Raw genomic sequence first — 24,592 nt, forward strand, 5'->3', positions numbered from 1 at the left:
TCGTCTGCGCGGACGCGGGTTCCGGCGGTCCGCCTCCGGAAAACCTGACGGGAACTGTCAAGTTATCCGGGCAGAGTGGGCCCCGTACGGACAAGATCCACACCACCCGACGGAGGCCCCCCGTGATCGACACCGCCCAGCCCGCCACGCCGCTCGCCTTCCGCCCCGGCCAGGACGGCTACGAGGACGAGCTCGCCGGATTCCAGACCGGGTACGCCCAGCGCCCCGACGTCGTCTTCGCGGTCGCGGGCACGGACGAGGTCGTCGCGGCCGTGGCGTACGCCGCCGAGCGAGGTCTGCCGGTCGGGGTAGAGGCAACCGGGCACGGCCGGCCGGACGCCTCGCGGGGCGGCGTGCTGATCAGCACCCGGCGCCTGGACGAGGTCGTCGTGGACCCCGTGGCGCGCACCGCCCGGGTCGGGGCGGGCGTCCGCTGGGGGCAGGTGGTCGCGGCCGCGGCGCAGCACGGGCTCGCGCCCCTGAACGGCTCGGCGCCGTCCGTGGGCGCCGTGTCGTACACGCTGGGCGGCGGGCTCGGCATCCTGGCGCGGGAGTTCGGGTACGCGGCCGACCACGTGCGGGCCCTGGACGTGGTCACGGCGGACGGCGCCGTGCGGCACGTGACGGCCGAGAGTGATCCGGAGCTGTTCTGGGGGCTGCTCGGCGGCGGCGCGAACCTCGGCGTCGTGACGTCCCTGGAGTTCGGCCTGGTGCCCGTGGCGCGGCTGTACGGGGGCGCGCTCGCCTTCGACGGGCGCGAGGTGGACCCGGCGGCGATTCTGCGCGCGTACACGGCCTGGGCGGAGACGGTCCCGGACGAGGTCAGCTCGTCCCTCGCCGCGCTGGTCTACCCGGACCTGCCGATGCTCCCGGAGGCGCTGCGGGGCCGCTATCTGGTGACCGTGCACGTCGCGTACACGGGCACGGCGGCGGACGGGGAGCGGCTGGTGGCGCCGCTGCGCGCGATCGGACCCGCCCACGACGACTCGCTGCGCGAACTGCCGTACACCGAGAACCACACCATCCACAGCGACCCGGACTTCCCGCACGCCTACTACGGGGAGAACCGCATGCTGGACGCCCTCGACACCGCGGGCCTTGAGCGCGTCCTGTCCCTGACCGGGCCCGCTGCCGACCGCATGCACGTCGTGCACCTCAAGCACCTGGGCGGCGCCCTCGCCCGGCCCGCCGCGAACGCCGTGCCGCACCGGGACGCGCGCTGGCTGCTGAGCATCCTGGCGCCCCTGAACGGCACCGGCGGCACCGAGGACACGGACGGGTCCGACCGGGAGCGCCTGCGGGAGCTGTACGCGGGCCTGTTCGGCGCGGTGGCGCCGGGGGCCGTCGGCCGGGCGCTGAACTTCACGTTCGCCGGGGGCGACCGGACCGAGGGGCTGTACGACGCCGAGACGCGCAAGAGGCTCGCCGGGCTGAAGGCCACGTACGACCCGGCGAACCTCTTCAGGCGGAACTACAACGTCCGTTGACGTACGGACGACGGACGTGCCGCGTCAGCGCTTGTCGTCGATGAGCTTCCACGCCAGCGGCAGCACACCCATCGCGAGCGCCGCCTTGAGCGCGTCGCCGATGAGGAACGGTGTGAGTCCGGCCGCGACCGCCTCGGTGAGGGACATGCCGGTGGCCGCGGCCAGGTACGGCACGCCGACGGCGTAGATGATCGCGGAGCCGAGGACCATCGTCCCGGCCGTGCGCACCACGTTCCGGTCGGCGCCGCGGCGGGCGAGGGCGCCCACGACCAGCGCGGCCAGCATCATGCCGAAGACGTAGCCGAGGCTCGGCGCGCCCATGCCCGCCTTGCCCTGTGCGAACCAGGGCATGCCCGCCATGCCGACGACCGCGTACACCGCGAGCGAGGCCGCGCCGCGGTAGGCGCCGAGCGAGGTGCCGACGAGCAGGGCCGCGAAGGTCTGGCCCGTGACCGGGACCGGGGAGCCGGGGACCGGGACGGCGATCTGGGCCGCGATGCCGGTGAGGGCGGCGCCGCCGAGGACCAGGGTGGCGTCCTTCACGCGGGAGGCGGGGATCAGGTCGGCCAGGACCTGGCCCGGACGGGTTATGGCGGCTGTGCTCATCGGGACTCCGTGATTCTGGGGGCCTGGGGAAGTGGGGTCTCCCCTGCTCGTGCGAAGCCGAGAGCTCGGGGAAGAGCGGGACGCTGTGACCTTATCCCCGGGAGGGGCGCCGGATCAGGGGGTGCCGGTGACAAAGGCAGCGGCCCGGCATTGGTGGGCTTCGTACAAAGGCACCGGGGCACACCTCGTTCGGCGTGACGCTCGTCACTGAGGTCAGTGCCGTGGCGGCCCCGGTTGCTTCGGGGGACATCCAGCGGCGACACTGTGGATTCCCGCCAAACTCCTTGAGCCCGAGAGCCGACGACACGTGAAGCACGACTCCTTGCCGTCCCGGTCTGCGGTGCCCCCTGCGGGAGCGACGGCGGTCGACACGCCCGCCGCCACGGACGCGGGTCCCGAACCCCTCGGCGGCGGCCTCAAGCAGCGCCACCTCACCATGCTGGGCCTCGGCGGCGTCATCGGCGCCGGGCTCTTCGTCGGATCGGGGGCCGGGATCGAGGTCGCGGGTCCCGGGATCGTCCTCTCTTATCTGATCGCGGGCGCGCTCGCGATGTGCGTGATGCGGATGCTCGGCGAGATGTCCGCCGCGATGCCCGCGTCCGGCGCGTTCTCCGTGCACGCGGAGCGGGCGCTGGGCCGGTGGGCCGGGTTCTCGGTGGGGTGGCTGTACTGGTTCCTGCTGGTCGTGGTGCTCGCAGTGGAGGCGACCGGCGCAGCCCGGATCGCGGGCGAGTGGGCGCCGGGGGTGCCGCAGTGGGCGTGGGTGCTGGTCTTCATGGTGTTCTTCACCGGCGCCAACCTCGCGGCCGTGAAGAACTTCGGCGAGTTCGAGTTCTGGTTCGCGGCCCTGAAGGTCTTCGCGATCGTCGCGTTCCTCGTTCTCGGGCTGCTCGCGATCTTCGGGGTCCTGCCCGACACCGACCCGGTCGGCTTCACGCATCTGACCGGTGACGGCGGCTTCCTGCCGCACGGCTGGGACGGGGTGGTCTCCGGTGTGGTCGTGGTGCTCTTCGCCTTCGGCGGTCTGGAGATCGTGACGATCGCGGCGGCGGAGTCCGACGATCCGGTGCGGTCGGTCGCGCGGGCGGTGCGCAGCGCGGTGTACCGCATCCTCTTCTTCTATGTCGGCTCGATGCTGGTCATCGTGACGGTGCTGCCGTGGACGGCGCAGCGGGCGGGTTTCAGCCCGTATGTCACGGTCCTCGACTCCATCGGTGTCCCGTCGGCCGGGACCCTCATGAACATCGTGGTGTTCGTGGCGCTCCTGTCGTCCCTGAACGCCAATCTGTACGGCTCCTCGCGCATGATCTTCTCCCTCGCCGAGCGCGGCGAGGCGCCGAGGGCACTCCTTCAGGTGTCGGGGGGCGGGGTGCCGCGCCGGGCCGTGCTCGCCTCGGTGGCCTTCGGCTTCGTGTCCGTCCTGCTGAATCTGAAGTGGCCCGAGTCCGTCTTCCTCTACATGCTCAACTCGGTCGGCGCGGCGCTGCTGTTCGTGTGGGCGCTGATCGCGCTCTCGCAGTTGCGGCTGCGGCGGCGCATCGAGCGCGAGGCGCCCGAGCGCCTGACCCTGCGGATGTGGTTCTTCCCGTGGCTGACGTGGGCGGCGCTCGCGGCGATGGCCGTGGTGATCGTGCTGATGCTCCGGGACGACGGGGCGCGGCCGCAGTTGCTGTGGTCGGCGGGCGCGACGGCCCTGGTGATCGCGGTGGCGTGGGTACGGGAGTGGCGTACCGGACGCGGACACTCACACTTCTGACGCAAATATGTTCTTGATGTAAAGACTTCTTCACCATGTGTGAGCGTGGTGTCCGTATACCGGTCAACTGTTCCCTGTGAGCGGTGCCCGCGCTCAGACTGTGGCCCGCTCCGCTCTCCCGTCTCTGCTACTGAACAGGGCACGCCCATGTCTCGGACGTCCTTGCAGGACGCACCACCCAAAGTCGATTCCCCGCTGGGCCACGGCCTCAAGCAGCGCCATCTGTCGATGATCGCCCTCGGCGGCGTGATCGGCGCCGGGCTCTTCGTGGGCTCCGGCACCGCCATCGCCGCGGCCGGACCTTCGATCATCCTGGCGTACGCGATCTCCGGCGCCCTGGTCATGCTCGTCATGCGCATGCTGGGCGAGATGGCCGCGGCCAATCCGGCGTCCGGCTCCTTCTCCGTGCACGCCGAGCGGGCGATGGGTCCGTGGGCCGGGTTCACCGCGGGCTGGTCGTTCTGGTTCCTGCTCTGCGTGGCCGTCGGCCTGGAGGGCATCGGCGCCGCGAAGATCGTGCACGGCTGGGTGCCGGGGGTCCCGGAGTGGGCCTGGGTCGCCCTGTTCATGCTGATGTTCTGCGCCACGAACCTCGCGGCCGTGAAGAACTTCGGCGAGTTCGAGTTCTGGTTCGCCGCCCTGAAGGTCGGCGCGATCGTCCTCTTCCTCGGCATCGGCGTGCTCGCCATCCTCGGCTGGCTCCCCGACACCGACGCGCCCGGCATGACCAACCTCACCGGGCAGGGCGGGTTCATGCCCAACGGTGTGGACGGTTTGATCGTCGGACTGCTCGCCTCCGTGTTCGCGTACGGAGGCCTGGAGACCGTCACCATCGCGGCGGCCGAGTCCGAGCACCCCGTGCAGGGCGTGGCCAAGGCCGTCCGCACGGCGATGTGGCGGATCGCGCTCTTCTACGTCGGCTCGATGGCCGTCGTCGTGACGCTGCTGCCGTGGACGGCCGAGGAGGTCGCCGCGAAGGGTCCGTACGTCGCCACGCTCGACCACCTCGGCATCGACGGCGCCGGCCAGATCATGAACGTGGTCGTCCTGATCGCCCTGCTCTCCGCGATGAACGCCAACATCTACGGCGCGTCCCGCATGGCCAACTCCCTGGTGGCGCGCGACCAGGGCCCGAAGGCGCTCGGGCGGCTCTACGGGGGCGTGCCGCGCATCGCCGTCGCCACGTCGTCGGCCTTCGGCTTCCTGTGCGTCCTGCTCAGCTACTGGCGGCCCGACGACATCTTCCAGTGGCTGCTCAACACCATCGGCGCGATCATCCTCGTCGTGTGGTTCTTCATCGCGGTCGCGCAGTTGAGGCTGCGCGCGAAGCTGGAGCGCGAGTCGCCGGAGAAGCTGGTCGTGAAGATGTGGCTCTTCCCCTGGCTCACCTACGTGGCCCTGGCCGGGATGGCGACGGTGTTCGTCCTGATGGCCCGCGAGTCCGAGACCCGCACCCAGCTCCTCTACACGGGCGGCCTGACCCTGCTCCTCATGGTGATCGGCTACGCCCGCCAGAAGGCCGTGGAGAACCGCGACTCCGGCGCGCCCTCCTCCTGACGCCCCCCGGCACCGCCTGGCGCCGACGCGCCCGAAGGCCCCGCTCCCCCTGTGGAGCGGGGCCTTCGGCCGTCCGGGCCGTCCGGGCCGTCCGGGCCGTCCGGGCCGGAGGACCGTGGGTCCCTCGGCCTAGGACGAAGGGCTGATCAACTTCACCGTACTCCTGCTGCTAGCCTGCAGTTGCACATAGGTCGCAATAAGAGGTGCGAAGCGGCGCCGCGCGACACGGCGCGGCACGCACGCAGAGCACGTCGGAGGGCTCTCTCATGGCCATTTACACGCTTCCTGAACTTCCGTACGACTACGCGGCGCTGGAGCCGGTGATCAACCCGCAGATCATCGAGCTGCACCACGACAAGCACCACGCCGCGTACGTCAAGGGCGCGAACGACACCCTGGAGCAGCTGGCGGAGGCCCGCGACAAGGAGTCGTGGGGCGCCATCAACGGCCTGGAGAAGAACCTGGCCTTCCACCTCTCCGGGCACATCCTGCACAGCATCTACTGGCACAACATGAACGGCCCGAAGGACGGCGGCGGCGGTGAGCCCACGGCCGCCGACGGCGTCGGTGAGCTCGCGGACGCCATCACCGAGTCCTTCGGCTCCTTCGCCAAGTTCAAGGCCCAGCTCACCAAGGCCTCGGCGACGACCCAGGGTTCGGGCTGGGGCGTGCTCGCCTACGAGCCGCTCAGCAACCGCCTGATCGTCGAGCAGATCTACGACCACCAGGGCAACGTCGGCCAGGGCTCGACCCCGATCCTGGTCTTCGACGCCTGGGAGCACGCCTTCTACCTGCAGTACAAGAACCAGAAGGTGGACTTCATCGAGGCCATGTGGCAGGTCGTGAACTGGCAGGACGTGGCGAAGCGTTACGAGGCCGCCAAGCAGCGCGTGAACAGCCTGCTGCTGGCTCCGTGACCCCACCTGCCAGGGGGCACCGCCCCCGGTGAATCGTCCTGCCTCGTGATCGTCTTCTCAACCTTCATGACGGCAGGCGGATGGACGAAAGGCCTCCGCGAGGACGTGACTCGCGGGGGCCTTTCGGTGTGCCGGAATCCGGCAGAAAGTGGCTCCATGCCGCAACCCACAGAGCTGTCCTGCTGGACATGCCCGACCAACGAGCTGCAGTTGCACCGTCCGTTGACCGAGGCGCAGAAGATCTGGCTGCGCGCCAAGATCGACGAGACCTACGTGGAGCACTACTGGATGTGCGCCAAACCCGGCTGCCGGAACGTACGCACCTATATGACCGAGCGGAGCTTCCGGGGCACGCCCGTGAAAATACCGCCGGGCATCGACTGAGCGCCCGTCGACGGTCAGTCGAAGATCGGACCCTGCGTACGCGTCCGCTTGATCTCGTAGAAGCCCGGCGTGGACGCCACCAGGAGCGTGCCGTCCCACAGGCGGGCCGCCGCCTCGCCCTTGGGGGCGGGGGTGACGACCGGGCCGAAGAAGGCGACCTGTTCGCCGTCGGTGCCGGGGACGGCGATGACGGGGGTGCCCACCTCCTGGCCGACCTTCTCGATGCCCTCGTTGTGGGAGGCGCGCAGCTCGGCGTCGTAGGGCGTGGACTCCCAGTGGTCGAGGAGCGAGTCGGGCAGGCTCACGTCCTTCAGGGCGCCCGCGACGGCCTCCCTGGTGGGGCCTTCGCCCTGGTTGTGGATGCGGGTGCCGAGCGCGGTGTAGAAGTCGCCGAGGACCTCGGGGCCGTGCTCCTGCTGGGCCGCGATGACGACGCGCACGGGACCCCAGGCGTGGGTCTCCAGCATCTCGCGGTACTCCTCCGGCAGCTCGTCGAGCTTGTTCTCGTTGAGGACGGCGAGGCTCATCACATGCCAGCGGACCTCGATGTCGCGGACCTTCTCGACCTCGAGGACCCAGCGCGAGGTCATCCACGCCCAGGGGCACAGCGGGTCGAACCAGAAGTCGACCGGGGTCTTGCCGTTCGCGGTCTGGGCGGCGTTCTCAGCCATGTCTCTCCCTAAGGGATCCGTTCGGGGACTGGCTTCGAAACGTCGGGGGCGCACCGGGGCATTCCCGGATGTCCGCCGAACGGACCGCGTGCGAGGATCAGTGGCATTCGAACGATTCATGCGAGCCACAAGGGAGTGCCGCCCGTGCCCGGTGAGAATCTGTCCCGCGACGAGGCCCAGGAGCGGGCCGCGCTGTTGTCCGTCGAGGGGTACGAGGTCTTCCTCGACCTGCGCTCGGCGGTGGGCGACAGCGACGGCGACGCGGGAGGTCCGCGCACGTTCCGGTCGGTGACGACGCTGCGCTTCCGCTGTGCCGAGCCGGGCGCCGCGAGCTTCGCGGACCTGATCGCGCCGAGCGTGACGGCCGTGTCCCTCAACGGCAAGGACCTGGACCCCTCGGAGGTCTTCGACGGCGCCCGCATCGCCCTTGAGGACCTGCGCGAGGAGAACGAGCTGGTGGTGGACGCCCAGTGCGCCTACAGCCGCACCGGTGAGGGCATGCACCGCTTCGTCGACCCCGAGGACGGCGAGGTCTATCTCTACACGCAGTACGAGCCCGCCGACTCCCGCCGCGTCTTCGCCAACTTCGAACAGCCCGACCTGAAGGCCCCGTTCCGCTTCTCCGTGCAGGCGCCGGAGGGGTGGACGGTGTGGAGCAACGGCGTCGGCGAGGTGACCGACCGGGTCTGGAAGTTCGCGGAGACCAAGCCCATCTCGACGTACATCACGGCGGTCGTGGCGGGTCCCTATCACTACGTGACCGACTCCTACGAGCGCGTCTTCGAGGACGGCACGCGCCTGGAGATCCCGCTCGGCGCGATGTGCCGCAAGGGCCTGGCCAAGCACTTCGACGCGGACGACGTCTTCCTCGTCACCAAGCAGGGCCTGGACTTCTTCCACGACAACTTCGACTATCCGTACCCCTTCGGGAAGTACGACCAGGCCTTCGTGCCGGAGTACAACCTCGGGGCGATGGAGAACCCGGGCTGTGTCACGTTCCGCGAGGAGTTCATCTTCCGCGGCAAGGTGACCCAGGCGTCCTACGAACGCCGGGCCAACGTCATCCTGCACGAGATGGCGCACATGTGGTTCGGCGACCTCGTCACCATGCAGTGGTGGGACGACCTGTGGCTCAAGGAGTCCTTCGCCGACTTCATGGGCTCCTTCTCCATGGTCGAGGCGACCCGGTTCACCAGCGGCTGGACCACCTTCGCCAACAACCGCAAGGCCTGGGCGTACCGCGCCGACCAGCTGCCCTCCACCCACCCCGTCACGGCCGACATCCGCGACCTGGAGGACGCCAAGCTCAACTTCGACGGGATCACGTACGCCAAGGGCGCCTCGGTGCTCAAGCAGCTCGTGGCCTACGCCGGGCGGGACGCCTTCCTGGAGGGCGCCCGGCGCTACTTCAAGCGGCACGCGTACGGCAACACCCGCCTCGGCGACCTCCTCTCCGTCCTGGAGGAGACCAGCGGCCGCGACATGACGGCCTGGTCGCGGGCGTGGCTGCAGACGGCGGGTGTCAACTCCCTCACCCCGCAGGTGACCCTGAACGCGGAGGGCCGGATCACGGAGCTCGCCGTCGTGCAGGAGGCCGCGGAGTCGCACCCGGAGCTGCGCCCGCACCGCGTGGCCGTGGGCCTGTACCGCAGGGCGGCGGGCGGCGAGCTGGTGCGGTACGCCCGCGCGGAGGTGGACGTCGAGGGTCCCCGGACCTCGGTCGCCGAGCTGGCCGGGGCCGAGGCGCCGGAGCTGGTCCTCGTCAACGACGACGACCTGACGTACTGCAAGATCCGCTTCGACGAGACGTCCCTCGGCACGCTCCGCGACCACCTCGGGGACATCACCGACCCGCTGGCCCGCGCGCTGTGCTGGTCGGCGCTGTGGAACCTCACGCGGGACGCGCTCATGCCCGCGCGGGACTTCATCGGCCTGGTCCTGCGCTTCGCCGGGCAGGAGTCCGACATCGGCGTCCTGCAGATGCTGCACACCTGGGCCAACACCGCCCGCACGCACTACGCCACCGCCGACTGGCGCGCGGAGGGCGGCCGCGCGCTCGCCGAGGGCGCCCTGCGGGAGCTGCGCGTGGCCGAGCCGGGCAGCCAGCACCAGCTCACCTGGGCGCGGTTCTTCGCGTCGGTGGCGTCGTCGGCGGCCGATCTGCAGTTGCTCCAGGGCCTGTTGGACGGCACCGCGAAGATCGACGGGCTCGATGTGGACCAGGAGCTGCGCTGGGCGTTCCTGGGCACGCTCGCGGTGAGCGGCGCGGCGGACGAGCAGGCGCTGGCCGCCGAGCTGGCCCGCGACGACACGGCGTCCGGCAAGCGGCACCAGGTGCGGTGTCTGGCCGCGCGGCCCTCGGCGGCGGTGAAGGCGCAGGCGTGGGCCTCCGTGGTGGAGTCGGACGCGCTGTCCAACGCCCTGGTGGAGGCGACGATCGCGGGGATCCAGCAGCCCTCGCAGCGCGAGCTGACCGCTCCGTACGCGCCGAAGTACTTCGAGGTGATCGAGCGGGTGTGGGCCGAGCGGTCCATCCAGATCGGCATGGACGTGGTGCGGGGCCTGTTCCCGCACTTCCAGGACCGCCAGGAGACGCTGGACGCGGCGGATGCGTGGCTCACCGGGCACGAGCAGGCGCCGCCCGCGCTGCGCCGCCTGGTCCTTGAGGCCAGGGACGACTTGGCGCGCTCGCTGCGGGCGCAGGCATGCGATGGGGCCGCGGGCCCCGTTTGAGGGGAGTAGGTGGGCCCGGGGGGGGCGCCCCCTGGGCCCCGACCGCCGCGCTGCGCGCTTGTCTTTCGTGTTTCGCGCCGCGGTGCTCGTTGTCAGGGCATCGCGCTGCGCGCTCGTCCTCAGACGTCGGACGGGCTGTGGTAGCCCCGCCCGGCGGTTGAGCTCGCGCTCGTCCTCAGACGCCGGACGGGCTGTGGTAGCCCCGCCCGGCGGTTGAGGGGGTGCGCCCGTGAAGGGCTGGTGGTGCGTCAGCCGATCTGGGCCCCGTAGCGGGACAGGGCGTCGGTGACCGGGGCGAAGAACGTCTGGCCGCCGCTGGAGCAGTTGCCGCTGCCGCCCGAGGTCAGGCCGAGGGCGCTGTTGCCGGCGAACATGGCGCCGCCGCTGTCGCCGGGCTCGGCGCAGACGTTGGTCTGGATGAGGCCGTTGACGGTGCCCTGCGGGTAGGTGACGGAGACGTTCAGGGCCTGGACGGAGCCGCCGTGCAGTTTGGTGGTGCTGCCGCTGCGCTGTACCTGCTCGCCGACGACGGCCGTGCGGGCGCCGGTGATCTGCTGGGCGCTGCCGTTGTAGAGGTTGACCTCGCTCGGGTGCGCCGTGCTGGCGGTGTACTTCACGATGGCGTCGTCACGGCCGGGGAAGCCGTAGTCCTCGACGGTGCCGATGGCCGAGCCGCCCTGGGTCTCCGACCAGGTGGTCCCGGCGAGCGCGGCGCAGTGGCCGGCGGTCAGGAAGTACGGCTGACCGTTCTTCACCACGTTGAAGCCGAGGGAGCAACGGCCGCTGGAGGCGTAGATGGCGTCGCCGCCGCGGATGAGGGGCTGGAACTTGCCCGCGGTGCGCTTGAGCACGGCCTTGCCGTCCTGGGCGGCGACCTCCGCGCGCAGCCGGTTCAGGGCCGCGCCCTTGACCGTGCTGTCGGCGGTGACGACGACCTTGTTGGCGACCGGGTCGACGGCGCGGGACGTGCCCGGGACGGCACGCTCGCCCAGGGACTTCTGCACGGAGTTCAGCTCGGCCCGGGAGTTCTTGACGAGCCTGGCCTCGGCGCCGGACGCGCGCGCCTGGTCGGCCGCCGCGCTGTCGAGCACGCTCACGACGAGCTTCTTGGCCGTGGCGTCGTAGTGGGCGCCTGCCAGGTCGCTCTTCAGGTCGGTGGAGAGGGAGTTCGCGAGCTTGCCCGCCGCGGTCGCGGTCAGGGTGTCCGGGGTGGGGGCGGGCGCCGCGGCGCTGGTGTTCGCCATCGTCAGGGTGCCGGCGACCAAGGCGGCGACCCCGACTCCGGTGATGGTCAGACGTCGCCTGCTCGCTCGTTGGGTGTTCACGCAGTACCTCCATGGGGGGATGGACCGCTCAAGTGGGGGGCGGTCATCGGGAGTTACCGGTGCCTGGCGCGGGCGCGCCTCAGGGATTGCCCGACTTACGTCGCGTCCATGCCAAACATCGCGCCGAGTATGACAACGGTGTCCGCCGCCCACAAGAGGGCCTCACAACGCCCCGCGCGCCCCTCGCCGCACCGGCGCGCCCCCCGAACCGGCCATTTTCGGCTCTCGAACGCCCGTACTTTAGGGCGGGGTTGTCCGGTTTTGTCGACGGGACTGTAACAGCGGTTAGCGGGCCGTCCAGGCGCGGGAAAAGCCCCGTCATGAACCACAACACCCCGCTCTCCCCCCGCCCCCTGCGTCACCTCACCGCCGTCCAGCGCCGCGTGATGAGCGCTGCCCAACTGCGCGAGCACGGCGTCTCCGGCGCCGACACCAGCGCGCACTGCCGCCCGGGCGGCCCCTGGCAGCAGTTCCTGCCCGGCGTCTTCCTGCTCCACCCCGGACCGCCCACCAGCGAGGAGCGGCTGCACGGCGTGCTCCTGTACTGCGGCCGCCCCCCGGCCAAGGAGGCCAGGACCGTGCCCGCGCAGCCCGGCGCGGGCGAGCCGCACGCCGCGTACGCGGACGCGATGATCACCGGACTCGCCGCGCTCGCGCTGCACCGCTTCTCCTCCGCGCCGCCGTTGCTCTCCCTCGACCGCATCGACGTGCTCGTCCCCCGCACCCGGCGGCTGCGCTCCACCGGCTCCGCCCGTCTCGTCCGCAGCAACAGCCTGCCGACTCCCCAGCAGATCACCGGACTTCCCGTCGCCCCCGTGCCGCGCGCGCTCGCCGACGCCGTCGCACAGCTCGCCGAGGCGGGCGCGGTGCGGCGGCTGCTCACCGAGGCGGTGCGCGGCGGCCACTGCGAACCAGCGGCGGTGGTAAGGGAGTTGAACAACGCACGGCTGCTCACCCGGCCGCATGTGGTGGACGCGGTGGAGTCGCTGCTCGCCGAGGGCCGGGCGATCGCGGAGGACCGGATGTACGCGCTGGTACGGGAGTTCGGCCTGCCCGACCCGCTGTGGAACGTCGACCTGCGACTGCCCGGCGGCCCGCATCTGGGCGGCGTCGACGCCTACTGGCCCGAGCACTCCGTCGCCCTCGAACTGGACACGCGGGCGCCGCGCCAGGGCGAGGACGGCCTGGACCCCTCCCTCACCGAGCGGAGCCGAGAGCTTGGGGAATGGTCCGAACAAGCCCGAAAGCGCGAGCACTTGGAGCGCCTGGGCATCACCGTCGTGCACGTCACCCCGAAGAAGCTCAGGGACACGCCGGAGCAGCAGGCCATGGTCGTGCGGACCGCGCTGATGGCGGCGGCCGACCGGGACCCGGCGGCGTACGTCGTGGTGCTGCCCAGATAGGCAGGCCACGGCGGACCGCAGGAGGGGAGTGCGGGGGCGGAACCCTGGACGGCGGGGTTCCGCCCCCGTACGCGTGCCCGGGACGCGCCCCTTGCGCAGGCCGGGCGCGCCCCCTACGCAGCCCCGGCCGGGGCTACTCGGCGCAGAACTCCGCCTCGACGATCGGCTTCAGGTCGCCCGTCCAGTCCCCGTTGAGGTTGAAGGCCAGCGCGCGGCGCCCGTCACCGGTGGCCATCGCCTCGGACTGCGAGCCCTGGATGCCGCCGCCGTGCCCCCACACGGCCGTCCCGCAGGACAGCTTGAGGCGCATCAGGCCGAGGCCGTAGCCGACGCCGGGGCCCAGGTCGGTCGCCGGGACCGTCTCCTTCATCTCGGAGAGCTGCTCGTCGGGCAGCAGCCGCCCGTCCAGCAGCGCCCGGTAGAAGCGGTTGAGGTCCGCCGAGCTGGAGATCATCTCGCCTGCGGCGCCCGCCTCGGACGGGTTCAGCTCGGTGACGTCGTAGGTCGTGGACCGCGACTCGGCGAACAGCTTGGAGTACGCCCGGGAGCTGGGCCGCGGCAGGGTCGGCCGGGTGCCGGGCACGGAGGTGTGGCGCAGGCCGAGGGGTTCGATGACGCGCGCGCGGATCTCGTCGGCGTAGGAGTGGCCCGTCGCCCGCTCCACGATCATTCCGGCGAGCAGGTAGTTGGTGTTGGAGTAGCCCCAGGCGGTGCCGGGCGGGAACTGCGGCCGGTGGCGCATGGCCAGGCGCACCCAGTGCTCGGGCGGCCGGGTGTCGAAGCGGTGCCGCATGAACTCCGGGGAGAAGTAGGCGCGTTGGAACTCGGGGTCGGCGAGGTAGTCGTAGATGCCGCTCGTGTGGTTGAGGAGTTGGCGGACGGTGATCCGGTCGCCGTCGTGGCCGTGGCCCTCGACGACGCCCGGCAGCCACTCCCCCACGGTGTCGTCCAGGCCGACCTTGCCCTCCGCCGCGAGCTGGAGCAGCACCACGGCGGTGAAGGTCTTCGTGATGCTGCCGACGCGGAAGTGGTCGTACGCGCCGCGCGACGCCCGCGTGCGCAGGTCGCCGATCCCCGAGGTGCCGGTCCACTGCCCGTAGGGGTCGACGGCCTGGCCGGTGACGCCGGGGACGCCGGACGCGACGGCCCGGTCCATGGCGCGCTGCGTGGCGCGGTGGCCGTGGTCGGCGCCGGACGCACCGGGCTCGGCCGGGGCGGCGGACACGGCGGGTGCGCCGAGGACGCCCGCCGCCGTCATCACCGCGGCCACCCCGAGGAGCCGCTTGCGTACTGACATGCGTCGTCCCTTCTCCAGGCCGAGACCGTAGCGCAGCCGGGCCCGGGTCCGGGATCACCCCTTACGCAGGACGAGTTCCGTGTTGCGGTCGCCGGGTTCGCCGCCGAGCGCGGGCTTCGCGCCGGGGGCGTTGAACGACAGCTCGCGGTACAGCGCGGCGAGCCCCGTCTGGGACAGGTCGGCGAAGTCCGTGCGGTGCGGGGCCGCGGACTCGATGAGCGTGGTGAACAGCGAGAGCGTCCCGTCGTGGTTGTCGGCCAGCTCGATGACCCGGGCGAGCTGCGGGAAGTCGATGTGCGACGCGGTGGACACCTCCCAGAACGAGCCGTGCTCCGAGTGGTGCGGGGTGATGGCGTTCTTGTGGCTGTGGCCGTTGACCCAGGCGAGCACCGAGCGGTGCCGCCCGAGCAGCGCCGCGACCTCGTCGCCGCCGTGCCGGGACTCGCGCGGGTGGTGGGGGTCGGTGCGCAGGTTCCGCATGGACTTGCTGGTGTGGTGGCTGAAGACGATGACGTACGACGCGTCGCCGCTCTTCTCGACCTCCGTGAGCCGCCGTTCCAGCCAGCGCAGTTGGGCGGTGCCGAGGGAGCCCTCGTAGTGGCCGCCCGGGTCGGTGGTGTCCAGGCTGATGCCCAGCACGTCGTCGGTGATGCGGAAGGAGTAGTACTGGGTGCGGTCCGCGAGGTTCCGCTCGGTGTAGCCGTGGCCGACGGGGCCGCGGCCCGCGTGCGCCGGGTCCAGGTGGGCCTTGACGTACTCGGCGGGCGTGAAGGGGGCGCGGGACTCGTCCGGGGTGACCGAACGCATCCGCCGGGACTCGGACTTCAGCAGGTCGCGGAAGGCGGCGCCCTTCGGGTCCTGGCCCTTCTTGACGGCCTTCCACAGGGCGGCGCCGCGCGCCTCGTCCAGCGACATCAGCTTCTTGCCGCCGACGGCGAACTCGGTGAAGTACGAGTCGCCGGGGGCGTAGCAGCCGCCGGGCAGGCCGTCGTGGTTGCCGACCGTGGAGTACCACGGCAGATTCAGGCCCGGGCTGTTGACCTCGCGGATCGCGGCGTCCAGGAAACCGTGCAGCCGGGGGAAGCCGACGCCCTTGTCGGCGTCGCGCAGGGCGGCGTCCGGGTGCCAGTAGAGCTTCAGACCGCTGTCCTGTACGCCCTCGTAGCGGCGCGGGTCGCCGGAGTTCGGGGTGACGCGGCCGCCGCTCATCACCTTCAGGAACCAGTCCAGCTCGTTGCGGGAGTTGTTGTCCGTGTTGTCGCCCGTCGTCATCACGAAGTGCAGCGGGGCGCCGGTGGCGGGGGCGCCGCGCAGGCCGTTGACCTGCTCCACCAGTGCCGTCGCGCCCGCGACGGACAGGGACTCCTGCGGGCGCCAGGCGCTGGCCGTCTGCGCCCGCAGGTACTCGTAGCGCAGCGGGTGCTGGACGTCCACCAGGTGCAGGTCCGTGAACTGGACGAACGCGGCCAGGGGGGTGCGGCGGGACTCGCGGCCCGGCTCGGCCGCCGCCAGGTCCGTGCGGACGACGCGGTCCCAGGCCGGGCCGTCGCCGAGGCGGCGGTAGCCGGAGGTGCCGCGCGGTGCCGAGACCGTGGCCAAGGTGGTGCCCGAGCGGTACGGGGCCAGGGGGGCGGACGGGGCCCTGCGGGACATCGGCACCGGGGCCGCGGCCGCGGCCGCCGCCTTGTCCGTGCCCAGGCCCGGGCCCAGGGTGTAGCCGATGCCCGCGGAGAGGGAGACCGCGCCCGTCGCCGCGAGGAACGCGCGGCGGTTCGGCCTTGAGGTGGGTGCGGCTGCTGGATCCGTGGTGGTGGCTGCGGTGGCTGCGGTGGCGACAGAGCGTGTGCGCGACATGGCGCGGTCTCCCCGAGTGCGAACGCTTCGGCAGTGGTCGCGGGAGCCTCGGCGGTGCTTGTGCCGCCGGGGTTTCCCGCTCGTACTGGATCGTTGGCAGCGGGGGTGGCCTGCGCGTTAACGTCGCCACAACGGGTGGCGCCGATCACCGTAAGTGGATCTGGGGGTGCGGTGCGTGTGCACTCGGTGCTCGTTGCGGGGTCGGGGGGTGGTTGCTCCGCGTTCATCTGCTGGGGTAGGCGGGTCCTGCCGGGGGGGCTCCCCAATCCCGCCCCTTCCCGAAACCGGGGGCTGCCGCCCCCGGACCCCCGCTATCGGCGCTTCGCGCCTCGTCCTCAATCGCCGGACGGGCTAAAAGCATTGCTGCACCGGCGAGATATATAGCCCCTCCGGCGTTTGAGGAGCGGGGTCTGGGGCGGAGCCCCAGTTTCGGGAAGGGGCGGGACTGGGGAGCCCCCGGCAGGGCTACGGCAGGTGGCCGTCGGCCGGGCGGGCGCGCCAGAGGTCGAGGCCGACGTCGACCAGGCTGACGCGGTCGAGGGCGGCGACGTCGTCCAAGGGGTGCCACGCCGCCCGGTCCGTCGACCCCGACGTCTCGTGGCGCAGGGACCCCCCGGTGACCCGCCCCTCGTACACGATGCGCACCCCGTGGAAGTCGGCCACGGCACCGAGCCGTCTCGGGTAGCGGCGCCGCAGGGAGTCCACGCCGAGCAGCGCGACCGGCTCCACGGTGTACCCGGTCTCCTCGTCGGCCTCCCGGATCACCGTGTCGTAGGGGTCCTCCCCGTGGTCCATGCCACCCCCGGGCAGCGTCCAGCGCTTGCTGCCGTCACCCGCCACCCAGCGGGCGAGCAGCACGGACCCGTCGCGTACGCATACGGCGTAGGCCGCCACCCGCAGTTCTTTGTGCACGGGCCGACGTTAGACCTCGTACACCGGATAGGCACGTCCCGTTACCCGACGGCCCGGTCACGGGGTGCGCGGCGGGCGCGGGTTGGCCGGGGAGTATTCCGGGGCCGACCAGATCCACGGGGACGCCGACTCCGTCGCCCTCGCCTCGGCCACCGTGAAGCGGACCGTGCGGGTGCCGTCGGCCGCGTACACGGTGACTGCCGTGCCCGTCAGTTGCAGTGTCGCGCCCGTCGTCCAGTCCAGGAACAGCAGGCCGGCGCGGGGGTCGGCCGTGAGGTTGCCCAGGGTCAGGAACATCGCGTTGCCGGGGTAGTCGGGCCATTCCAGTTCGCGGGGCGAGAGCACCCGCACGAAGCCGGGGTTGCCGCCCCGGTGGCTCGCGTCCGCGCCGGTTTCGTGGACCGTGGCGAGGAAGAAGGTGTCGGATGCGGTGATCAGCGCGCACTGGGGAGGGGTGAGGGCGGTACCGCGTGTCGTGCGCGGGGCGAGGTACGGCGCCCGCGCGCCCAGGAGTTCGCGCTTCTGCAGATGCTTCGGGCAGTTCGAGAAGACCTGGTCCGCCTCGATCGCGAGGCCGCGCCGCGTCGGCCGCGCCCTGCCGTTCAGGCGCATCCTTCGGCGGGTGCGCGGGTCCAGGGCGATGGTGCCGACGGGGGTGCCCGCAGTTTTCAGCGCGGGCGTCAGGGGGTCGGTGTCCGGGAGTTCCGTCGTGAGGGAGATCTGGTGCGGTCCCGTCGCCCGTACGAAGCCCGGCTCGCCCGTGCGCAGCGACGCCCACACCTTGCCGCTCGCCGGGTCCGCCCCGCCAAGCACCAGCATCGGCTGGAGTTCCAGGAACGCCGCCGCCACCGGGCGGATGCCCTGGCCCATCGATCTGCCCACGTGGTCGGCGAGTTCGCGCACTCCCACCCGGTCCTGCACGGCACGCGAACTCGGGCGGTAGGGGTCGGCCACGTGCTGTTGCTCGGTGTTCATGCGCACCCCTAGAAGAAGCCGCATGTCGGCGCCGACTCCACCGGAGCCTTCGCCGTCTCCGCGCCCGCGCGGGCGAAGATCTCCAGGCGCGTCCCGTCCGGGTCGTGGAAGAAGATCCCGCCGGACGCCGCGCCCTCGCCGTGCGGGACGACACCGTCGTACGCGAACTCCACTCCGTGCGCGCGCAGTTCCCGCTCGTACGCCCGCACCTCGTCGATCGTGTCGGCCTCGAAGGCGAGGTGGTGCAGGCCCGCGCGGCCGCCGTCGTACGCGTCGGCCGCCTGCTGCCACAGCGTGAGCGTCAGGGCGCCGTCGCGGCCGAGGTAGGCGAACCTGCTGCCCGCCGCCACGCCCTCCGCCCCGTCCGCCTTGCCCTCGGCGAGGACCTCGAAGCCGATGACGTCCCGGTAGAAGGCTAGGGAGCGGTCCAGGTCGGTGACGTTCACGCCGACGTGGCCGGTACGAAGCGTCGTGGAGCTCATGGGGCTCGTGAGGGTCGAGGAGGTCGTGGTCATGGTGCCGCCCTTCGGCATGTGCGGCCCGCCGCATGCGGGCTAACCGTCTAGATTGATGTTAAGGGTTATAGACTGGGAGCGTCAACCAGTCACGTAACCTTCAGGGGTTAGCCCGCCGATGTCGGTGCGGGCACCAGCACCAGCACCAGCACCAGCACCGACATCGGCGTCGACACCGAAGGGAGCCCCATGCCCGCCACCCCCACCCCGCCCGACCCCCGCCCCCTCACCGGCGAACCCCTCTCCCTGGACCTGCTCAACACCCGGTGGATGCACGACGGCGCCCGCGCGGACCTGCTCACCGGCGCGGGCATCACGGGCACAGGCGCGGGCACCGGCACGGGCGCGGGCGGACCCACCGGCACCGAGGAGCCCGACAGCACCGAAGGGCTCGCCGTCTGGCTCCGCGCCAACGCGCTCGACCAGCGCTTCACCGCCGACCAGCGCACCCTGCGGCACCTGCTGCGCGCCCGCGACGCCCTCGCCGGGCTCGTCGACCTGCCGGGCAAGCCCGGCGGGGACCCCGACGCCGTCGCCCGCGTCGACGCCGTCCTCGCGCACGGGCGGATCCGGGCGACGCTGACGCCGACCGGGCCGGGCGAGGAGGCCGAGTTCGAGGACGCGTCGTGGGGGCCCGCGTGGCTGGCGGCGCGGGACTACCTGGAGCTGCTCGCGACCGCCCCGGACCGGATTCGCGGGTGCGCCCACGAGGCGTGTGTCCTGCACTTCTTCGACACCTCACGGAACGGCACCCGCCGCTGGTGCTCGATGGCCGTGTGCGGGAACCGCGCGAAGGCGTCCCGTCACTACGCGCGGTCGCGGGACAGCTAGCGGCGACCGCGGGGAGCGGCGAACGCACCCCCGTAGGCGGCAAGTCCCGTTATGCGGGGCCTTGTTCCCGATGGCGTATGGCGGAAGTACGCCACCGGGCCAATCCAGCCCCGGGCAACTCTCCCCAAACAGGCACCCCTTACGTAAGGCTGAGCGGTCATCCGGCCCCGTATTCCGGACCCTCACCGCATCGGCTCGACCAGCCGATCTTCACGTACAGGGATGCTGATGACCCTCGATTCACCAGGCGCGCCCGAGCAGGGCGCGAGACGTGGCGACCGCGCAAGACGCACGGCCCGTCTCACCACCGCGATAGGCGTGGCCGCCGCACTCTGCGCGGCGGCCCCGCTCCCGCTGGCCCTCGCCGCCGACGGCCCCACCCCCGCCCCGGCCGCCCCCGCGCCCAAGGACGCCGCCGCGAAGCTCGGCGCCCAGGACGCCGAACTGCTCGCCGACGCCAAGGCCGAGGGCGAGAAGACCGTCACGATGATGGTCGCCACCGCGCCCGGCGCGACCGAGCAGGTCGCCGAGCAGCTGGACGCCGTCAAGGGCGGCTCCGTGGGCCGCACCTACGACAAGCTCGGCTACGTCCGCGCCGCCGTCCCGACCGCGCGCGCCGACGCCGCGATCAAGGCCGCGTCGAAGCTGACCTCCGTGCACGCCATCGACCTGCGGCACGAGATCGCGCTCGACGACCCGAAGCCCCGGAGCCCCAAGGGCGCCAAGTCCGCGCAGGGCCGGGCCGCGTACCCGGCACCGGACAAGAGCACGCCCGCCAAGAACCCGTACAACCCGTCGTTCGAGACGGGCGCCGTCGACTTCGTGAAGAAGAACCCGAAGGCGGACGGCCGCGGCACCACCATCGGCATCCTCGACTCGGGCGTCGACCTCGGCCACCCGGCGCTGCAGAAGACCACGACCGGCGAGCGCAAGATCACCGACTGGGTGACGGCGACCGACCCGATCGTCGACGCCGACGCGACCTGGCGCCGGATGACGAACCCGGTGACCGGGCCCGCGTTCACCTTCGACGGCGACTCCTGGAAGGCCCCCGCGGGCTCCTACCAGATCAGCCGCTTCCGCGAGGCCGCCACGACCGGCGGCGACGCCAAGGGCGACCTGAACCGCGACGGGGACACCACGGACACCTGGGGCGTCCTGTACGACCCGGCCGCCGGTACCGTCCGCGTCGACCTGAACGACAACAAGGACTTCGGGGACGACGCGCCCATGAAGCCCTACGGCAAGAACCACCAGGTCGGCTACTTCGGCAAGGACGACCCGGCGACCGACGTCGCCGAGCGCGTGCCGTTCGTCGTGGAGATCCGCAAGGACGTGCCGACGGACCCGTACGGCGGTGACTGGGTCGGCAAGAAGGCCGACTTCGTGAACATCGGCCTCATCGAGTCCGAGCACGGCACCCACGTCGCGGGCATCACCGCCGCCAACAAGCTGTTCGGCGGCAAGATGAACGGCGCCGCCCCCGGCGCCAAGCTGGTGTCCTCGCGCGCCTGCACCTGGACCGGCGGCTGCACCAACGTCGCGCTCACCGAGGGCATGATCGACCTCGTGACGAAGCGCGGCGTCGACATCGTCAACATGTCGATCGGCGGCCTGCCCGCGCTCAACGACGGCAACAACGCGCGCGCCGAGCTCTACAAGCGCCTCATCGACACCTACGGCGTGCAGCTGGTGATCTCCGCGGGCAACTCCGGCCCCGGCGCCAACACCATCGGCGACCCCTCCCTCGCCGACCACGTGGTCTCCGTGGGCGCCTCGGTCTCCAAGGAGACCTGGGCCGCCAACTACGGCTCCGCGGTGAAGAAGAAGTACGACATGTTCAACTTCTCCTCGCGCGGCCCGCGTGAGGACGGCGGCTTCCAGCCCCTGGTGACCGCGCCGGGCTCGGCCATCAACACCACCCAGACCTGGCTGCCGGGCTCCCCGGTCGCCGAGGCGGGCTACCAGCTCCCCGCCGGCTACTCGATGCTGCAGGGTACGTCGATGGCGTCGCCGCAGGCCGCGGGCGCCTCCGCGCTGCTCCTGAGCGCCGCCAAGCAGCAGCGCGTCGACCTCACCCCGGCCAAGCTGCGCACCGCGCTCACCTCGACCGCCCACCGCATCCCGGGCGTGCAGGCCTACGCGCAGGGCACCGGCCTGATCGACGTCGTGGACGCCTGGAGCGCCATCAAGGGCGGCGCCAAGGCCCATGAGTACACGGTCAAGGCCCCCGTCGACACGGCCCTGGAGCAGGAGCTGAAGAAGCCCGGCACCGGCCTGTACGACCGTGAGGGCGGCCTGAAGAAGGGCCAGAAGAAGACGTACAAGGTCACCATCAAGCGGACGACGGGCCCGTCCCGTCCGGTCATGCACAAGCTCGGTTTCGCGGGCAACCACGGCAAGACCTTCCGCCTGGTCGGCGACGACGACGTGCTGCTGCCCCTGAACACGGCCGTGACCGTGAAGGTGCAGGCCAAGCCGGAGTCGTACGGCGTCTCCAGCGCCATCCTCACGGTGAACGACAAGCGCACCCGCGGCATCGACCACCAGATCATGACGACGGTCGTCGTGGCCAAGGACCTGGCCAAGCCCTCGTTCACCGCCGAGGCGGCGGGCTCGGTGCGCCGCAACGGCACCAAGTCGTACTTCGTGACGGTGCCGAAGGGCGCGAAGACCCTGGAGGTCGCCCTCGGCGGCCTGAAGGACAAGAGCCAGACGCGGTTCATCTCCGTGCACCCGTACGGCGTCCCGGCCGAGTCGACGTCCTCGCTCGTCTGCTACCCGGACTTCCCGAACCCCGACAACACCTGCCGCCCCGACCTGCGTTCGTACGCGAACCCGACGCCGGGCGTCTGGGAGATCGAGGTCGAGTCGCGCCGTACGTCGCCGCTGCTCGACAACCCGTACAAGCTCGACATCGCCGCGCTCGGCGTGACCTTCGACCCGGCCACGCAGAAGGTCGCGGAGGCCAAGTCCGGTCAGGCCGCGCCCGTCACCTGGAAGGTGACGAACAAGTACGCCGCCGTCGAGGGCAAGCTGAAGGGCGGCACGCTCGGCTCGGCCGCGACCACGCGTCCCACCATCAAGCAGGGTGAGAAGCAGACCACCACGGTCGAGGTGCCCGCGGGCGCCGAGCGGCTCGACGTGGCGATCGGCGCCACCGCCGACGCGGCCGCCGACCTGGACCTCGCGGTCCTCAAGGACGGCGTGCCGGTGGCCAGTTCGGCGGACGGCGACTCCGAGGAGTCGGTGAGCCTGACGAAGCCCGCCGCGGGCAAGTACACCATCGAGGTCGCGGGCTACTCCATCCCGTCGGGCTCGACCGCGTACGACTACCGCGACGTGTTCTTCTCCGACTCGCTCGGCCAGATCAAGGTCGACGAGTCGAAGACGGTCAAGCTCGCGAACGGGGCGTCCGCGGACGTCTCGGCGGAGGTCGTCGCGAGCGGGCCCGCCGCCGCCGGCCGCGTCCTGTTCGGCGAGGTCAACCTCCTGAACGCGCGCGGGACCGTCGCGGGCACGGGCAGCGTGACGGTGGAGAAGGTCACGCCGTAGTGCGTCACTGATTCCGGCATGACGATGGGGGCGGGCACCGAGTGCCCGCCCCCATCTGTGTGTTCAGCCGGTCCGCCCGTTCAGGCGGGCCCCGCTCAGCCCTTCAGGGAGCTGAGGTCGTGGGCGTAGGTGCCCACCGCGTGCGCGATGACGTCGATGTTCGTCGCGAACGCCTTGCGGTCGATGTTCTTCAGGTCGTCGCCCGCGCCGTGGTAGTTCGGGTCGTACGGCTGACCGGCCTTGCCGCCCGCCTTCGCCGCCTGCTCCTCGGTCTTGAGGCCCTCGGCGCCGGTGAAGGTGCCACCGGCCGGGATGCCGTTCGCGATGAACGCCCCGTAGTCCGAACGGCCGTCGAAGTCGGTGCCCCAGTGCGGGACCTTGTTCTTGTCGAGGAAGCCGTTGATCAGCTTCTCGATCTGGGCGGACCCGGCCGGGCCCGCGCCCTCGCCGACCTTGTCGGAGTCGTCGCCGTCGTAGACCAGCTCGGCCGCGTTGGGCGAGGCGATCATGTCGAAGTTCAGGTACAGCTTGATGTTCTTCTTCTGCCGCGCCGACAGCGACTTCACGTAGTGGTCCGAGCCGAGCAGGCCGAGCTCCTCGGCCGACCACCAGGCGAAGCGGACCTTGTTGGTCAGCTTCTTGCCGCCCTTGGTCTCCTTGGCGAGCTTCTCGGCGACCTCGATCAGGCCGGCGGAGCCGGAGCCGTTGTCGTTGATGCCGGGGCCCTCGGGCACGGAGTCCAGGTGCGCGCCGAGGCCGACGACGCGGTCGGCGCGGCCGCCGCGGGTCTCGGCGACGACGTTGCGGGTCTTGTGCGGGACGGCCTTGGTGGCGACGTCCACGGAGACCTTGACCTCGCCCTTGGCGAGGTCCGCGGCCAGCTTCTCGCCCTCGGCCTTGGTGATGCCGACGGCCGGGATGTGCGCGTTCGCCGGGACCTCCAGGGTGCCCTTCACGGGCTGGTCGCCGGAGTGGTTGTACAGGACGAGGCCGATGGCGCCCGCCTTGGCCGCGGCGGCCTCCTTCTCGGCGAAGGTGCAGGTGCCGCGCTTCACCAGGGCGATCTTGCCGGTGAAGGTGTCGGACGTGTAGTCGTCGGCCTCGCAGCCCGGGGTGTCGTCGACGCGGGCGGCGGCGAGCGGCGCCTGGATGCCGCCCTCGGGCGTGGACTTGCTGAAGTCGAACGCCAGGGTGTTGAGCTTGCGCGCGTCGGGTGTGAGCACGGCGGCGCTCTCGCGCAGCGTCTTTGACTCGTAGAACGTGAAGTTCTGGTACGAGACCTTGTAACCGGCCTTCTTCAGGCGGTCGTACACGTACTTCGTGGACGCCTCGTGGCCCTTGGTGCCCGCGGCGCGGTTGCCGCCGTTGGCGTCGGCTATCTGCTGGAACTTCTCCAGGTGGCGGTAGGCGCTCTTGCCGGTGGACTTCTTCACCAGCTTCTTGGCGAGCTTCTTCGCCTTCTGGGACTGCGTCGACTGGTGCTCGGCGTGCCGGGGCGCGTCCTGGGCGCCCGCGGGGGCGGCGGCGAGCAGGAGCGGGGCGGCGACGGCTGCGGAGACGAGAGCGGCCGTGGTCCGGCTGCGGGGTGCGCGCACGGAGGTCCTTCCTTGCGTGGTCGGAGTTCGGCGCCGGTGACCTCCGTGGTCGGGCACGCGGTCGGTACTGGTCGGGTACGCGACCGGCGTGCGGCGGTGATCAACGGCGAGCGGTGGAAGGACGCTAGCCCGGAAAACGCCTGTTCAGAGCGCTATCCGGGCATCGCAATCGCGCCTTCACGCAGTTGTCACCGGAACTCAGTACTCCGCTACCGACCG

The 24,592-nt window shown here is 71.5% G+C and carries 18 protein-coding genes; 9 read left to right on the forward strand and 9 right to left on the reverse strand.

Annotated elements, in window-relative coordinates:
* Positions 1 to 125: 125 nt before the first annotated feature.
* Positions 126 to 1,487, forward strand: coding sequence for an FAD-binding oxidoreductase (locus IE274_RS01845; protein ID WP_190114089.1), 1,362 nt, complete (start codon positions 126 to 128; stop codon positions 1,485 to 1,487).
* A gap of 24 nt (positions 1,488 to 1,511) precedes the next feature.
* Here IE274_RS01845 and IE274_RS01850 read toward each other — a convergent pair whose 3' ends face one another.
* Positions 1,512 to 2,093 (reverse strand): biotin transporter BioY, encoded by a 582-nt coding sequence (locus IE274_RS01850; protein ID WP_190113737.1) that lies wholly within the window; start codon positions 2,091 to 2,093, stop codon positions 1,512 to 1,514.
* A gap of 436 nt (positions 2,094 to 2,529) precedes the next feature.
* Between IE274_RS01850 and IE274_RS01855 the strand changes: the two genes are divergently transcribed.
* The 4 genes from IE274_RS01855 (at position 2,530) to IE274_RS01870 (ending at position 6,707) form a co-directional block, all read left to right on the forward strand.
* Positions 2,530 to 3,849 (forward strand): amino acid permease, encoded by a 1,320-nt coding sequence (locus tag IE274_RS01855; protein WP_229909170.1) that lies wholly within the window; start codon positions 2,530 to 2,532, stop codon positions 3,847 to 3,849.
* A gap of 147 nt (positions 3,850 to 3,996) precedes the next feature.
* Entirely contained in the window at positions 3,997 to 5,406 is a 1,410-nt protein-coding gene (locus tag IE274_RS01860; protein WP_190113739.1) for an amino acid permease, read from the forward strand.
* 266 nt (positions 5,407 to 5,672) lie between these two features.
* A complete protein-coding gene (locus tag IE274_RS01865; RefSeq protein WP_164325020.1) occupies positions 5,673 to 6,323 on the forward strand; it encodes a superoxide dismutase in 651 nt (216 codons plus the stop codon).
* A 156-nt stretch (positions 6,324 to 6,479) separates the two neighbouring features.
* The gene (locus tag IE274_RS01870; protein ID WP_190113740.1) at positions 6,480 to 6,707 is read left to right on the forward strand and encodes a hypothetical protein; all 228 of its coding nucleotides are present in this window, start codon (positions 6,480 to 6,482) and stop codon (positions 6,705 to 6,707) included.
* Positions 6,708 to 6,721: 14 nt separating this feature from the next.
* Here the strand turns inward: IE274_RS01870 and IE274_RS01875 are convergent, their stop codons facing one another.
* The gene (locus IE274_RS01875; protein ID WP_190113741.1) at positions 6,722 to 7,378 is read right to left on the reverse strand and encodes a mycothiol-dependent nitroreductase Rv2466c family protein; all 657 of its coding nucleotides are present in this window, start codon (positions 7,376 to 7,378) and stop codon (positions 6,722 to 6,724) included.
* Between the two features lie 144 nt (positions 7,379 to 7,522).
* On the opposite strand from IE274_RS01875, the gene pepN reads away from it, so the two are divergent.
* Positions 7,523 to 10,111: an aminopeptidase N gene (gene pepN / locus IE274_RS01880; protein ID WP_190113742.1), complete on the forward strand. Its 2,589-nt coding sequence runs from the start codon at positions 7,523 to 7,525 to the stop codon at positions 10,109 to 10,111.
* Positions 10,112 to 10,359: 248 nt separating this feature from the next.
* On the opposite strand, the gene IE274_RS01885 is transcribed toward pepN, so the two are convergent.
* A complete protein-coding gene (locus IE274_RS01885; protein ID WP_190113743.1) occupies positions 10,360 to 11,436 on the reverse strand; it encodes a S1 family peptidase in 1,077 nt (358 codons plus the stop codon).
* Positions 11,437 to 11,756: 320 nt separating this feature from the next.
* Here IE274_RS01885 and IE274_RS01890 point away from each other — a divergent pair, with 320 nt between their 5' ends.
* Positions 11,757 to 12,839: a hypothetical protein gene (locus tag IE274_RS01890; protein ID WP_190113744.1), complete on the forward strand. Its 1,083-nt coding sequence runs from the start codon at positions 11,757 to 11,759 to the stop codon at positions 12,837 to 12,839.
* Between the two features lie 133 nt (positions 12,840 to 12,972).
* Here the strand turns inward: IE274_RS01890 and IE274_RS01895 are convergent, their stop codons facing one another.
* The 5 genes from IE274_RS01895 to IE274_RS01915 all read right to left on the reverse strand — a co-directional run bounded on the left by IE274_RS01895 (position 12,973) and on the right by IE274_RS01915 (position 18,392).
* The gene (locus tag IE274_RS01895) at positions 12,973 to 14,136 is read right to left on the reverse strand and encodes a serine hydrolase domain-containing protein (protein WP_190113745.1); all 1,164 of its coding nucleotides are present in this window, start codon (positions 14,134 to 14,136) and stop codon (positions 12,973 to 12,975) included.
* 54 nt (positions 14,137 to 14,190) lie between these two features.
* The gene (locus tag IE274_RS01900; RefSeq protein WP_190113746.1) at positions 14,191 to 15,990 is read right to left on the reverse strand and encodes a TIGR03767 family metallophosphoesterase; all 1,800 of its coding nucleotides are present in this window, start codon (positions 15,988 to 15,990) and stop codon (positions 14,191 to 14,193) included.
* A gap of 465 nt (positions 15,991 to 16,455) precedes the next feature.
* Positions 16,456 to 16,902 carry an NUDIX hydrolase gene (locus IE274_RS01905; RefSeq protein ID WP_190113747.1) on the reverse strand — a complete coding sequence of 149 codons (447 nt, stop codon included), beginning with the start codon at positions 16,900 to 16,902 and terminating at the stop codon, positions 16,456 to 16,458.
* Positions 16,903 to 16,959: 57 nt separating this feature from the next.
* Positions 16,960 to 17,877, reverse strand: a complete 918-nt coding sequence (locus tag IE274_RS01910) for a pyridoxamine 5'-phosphate oxidase family protein (RefSeq protein ID WP_190113748.1) — start codon at positions 17,875 to 17,877, stop codon at positions 16,960 to 16,962.
* An 8-nt stretch (positions 17,878 to 17,885) separates the two neighbouring features.
* On the reverse strand, positions 17,886 to 18,392 hold the full coding sequence (locus IE274_RS01915; RefSeq protein ID WP_372447248.1) for a VOC family protein: 507 nt from the start codon (positions 18,390 to 18,392) through the stop codon (positions 17,886 to 17,888).
* A gap of 189 nt (positions 18,393 to 18,581) precedes the next feature.
* Between IE274_RS01915 and IE274_RS01920 the strand changes: the two genes are divergently transcribed.
* Both IE274_RS01920 and IE274_RS01925 read left to right on the forward strand, forming a co-directional pair.
* Positions 18,582 to 19,223, forward strand: coding sequence for a CGNR zinc finger domain-containing protein (locus IE274_RS01920; protein ID WP_190113749.1), 642 nt, complete (start codon positions 18,582 to 18,584; stop codon positions 19,221 to 19,223).
* 222 nt (positions 19,224 to 19,445) lie between these two features.
* A complete protein-coding gene (locus IE274_RS01925; protein WP_190113750.1) occupies positions 19,446 to 22,778 on the forward strand; it encodes a S8 family serine peptidase in 3,333 nt (1,110 codons plus the stop codon).
* A gap of 95 nt (positions 22,779 to 22,873) precedes the next feature.
* On the opposite strand, the gene IE274_RS01930 is transcribed toward IE274_RS01925, so the two are convergent.
* A complete protein-coding gene (locus tag IE274_RS01930) occupies positions 22,874 to 24,373 on the reverse strand; it encodes a M28 family metallopeptidase (RefSeq protein WP_190113751.1) in 1,500 nt (499 codons plus the stop codon).
* Positions 24,374 to 24,592 lie beyond the last annotated feature (219 nt).

Origin of the sequence: Streptomyces flavofungini, assembly GCF_014650815.1 — a bacterium.
Lineage (GTDB): Bacteria > Actinomycetota > Actinomycetes > Streptomycetales > Streptomycetaceae > Streptomyces > Streptomyces flavofungini.

Bases quoted from the DNA above. Each gene is read 5' to 3' on its own strand.
- IE274_RS01850 (WP_190113737.1), bottom strand. From the start codon at position 2,093: ATGAGCACAGCCGCCATAACCCGTCCGGGCCAGGTCCTGGCCGACCTG.
- IE274_RS01855 (WP_229909170.1), top strand. From the start codon at position 2,530: ATGCTGGGCCTCGGCGGCGTCATCGGCGCCGGGCTCTTCGTCGGATCG.
- IE274_RS01860 (WP_190113739.1), top strand. From the start codon at position 3,997: ATGTCTCGGACGTCCTTGCAGGACGCACCACCCAAAGTCGATTCCCCG.
- IE274_RS01865 (WP_164325020.1), top strand. From the start codon at position 5,673: ATGGCCATTTACACGCTTCCTGAACTTCCGTACGACTACGCGGCGCTG.
- IE274_RS01870 (WP_190113740.1), top strand. From the start codon at position 6,480: ATGCCGCAACCCACAGAGCTGTCCTGCTGGACATGCCCGACCAACGAG.
- IE274_RS01875 (WP_190113741.1), bottom strand. From the start codon at position 7,378: ATGGCTGAGAACGCCGCCCAGACCGCGAACGGCAAGACCCCGGTCGAC.
- IE274_RS01890 (WP_190113744.1), top strand. From the start codon at position 11,757: ATGAACCACAACACCCCGCTCTCCCCCCGCCCCCTGCGTCACCTCACC.
- IE274_RS01895 (WP_190113745.1), bottom strand. From the start codon at position 14,136: ATGTCAGTACGCAAGCGGCTCCTCGGGGTGGCCGCGGTGATGACGGCG.
- IE274_RS01900 (WP_190113746.1), bottom strand. From the start codon at position 15,990: ATGTCGCGCACACGCTCTGTCGCCACCGCAGCCACCGCAGCCACCACC.
- IE274_RS01910 (WP_190113748.1), bottom strand. From the start codon at position 17,877: ATGAACACCGAGCAACAGCACGTGGCCGACCCCTACCGCCCGAGTTCG.
- IE274_RS01915 (WP_372447248.1), bottom strand. From the start codon at position 18,392: ATGACCACGACCTCCTCGACCCTCACGAGCCCCATGAGCTCCACGACG.
- IE274_RS01920 (WP_190113749.1), top strand. From the start codon at position 18,582: ATGCCCGCCACCCCCACCCCGCCCGACCCCCGCCCCCTCACCGGCGAA.
- IE274_RS01925 (WP_190113750.1), top strand. From the start codon at position 19,446: ATGCTGATGACCCTCGATTCACCAGGCGCGCCCGAGCAGGGCGCGAGA.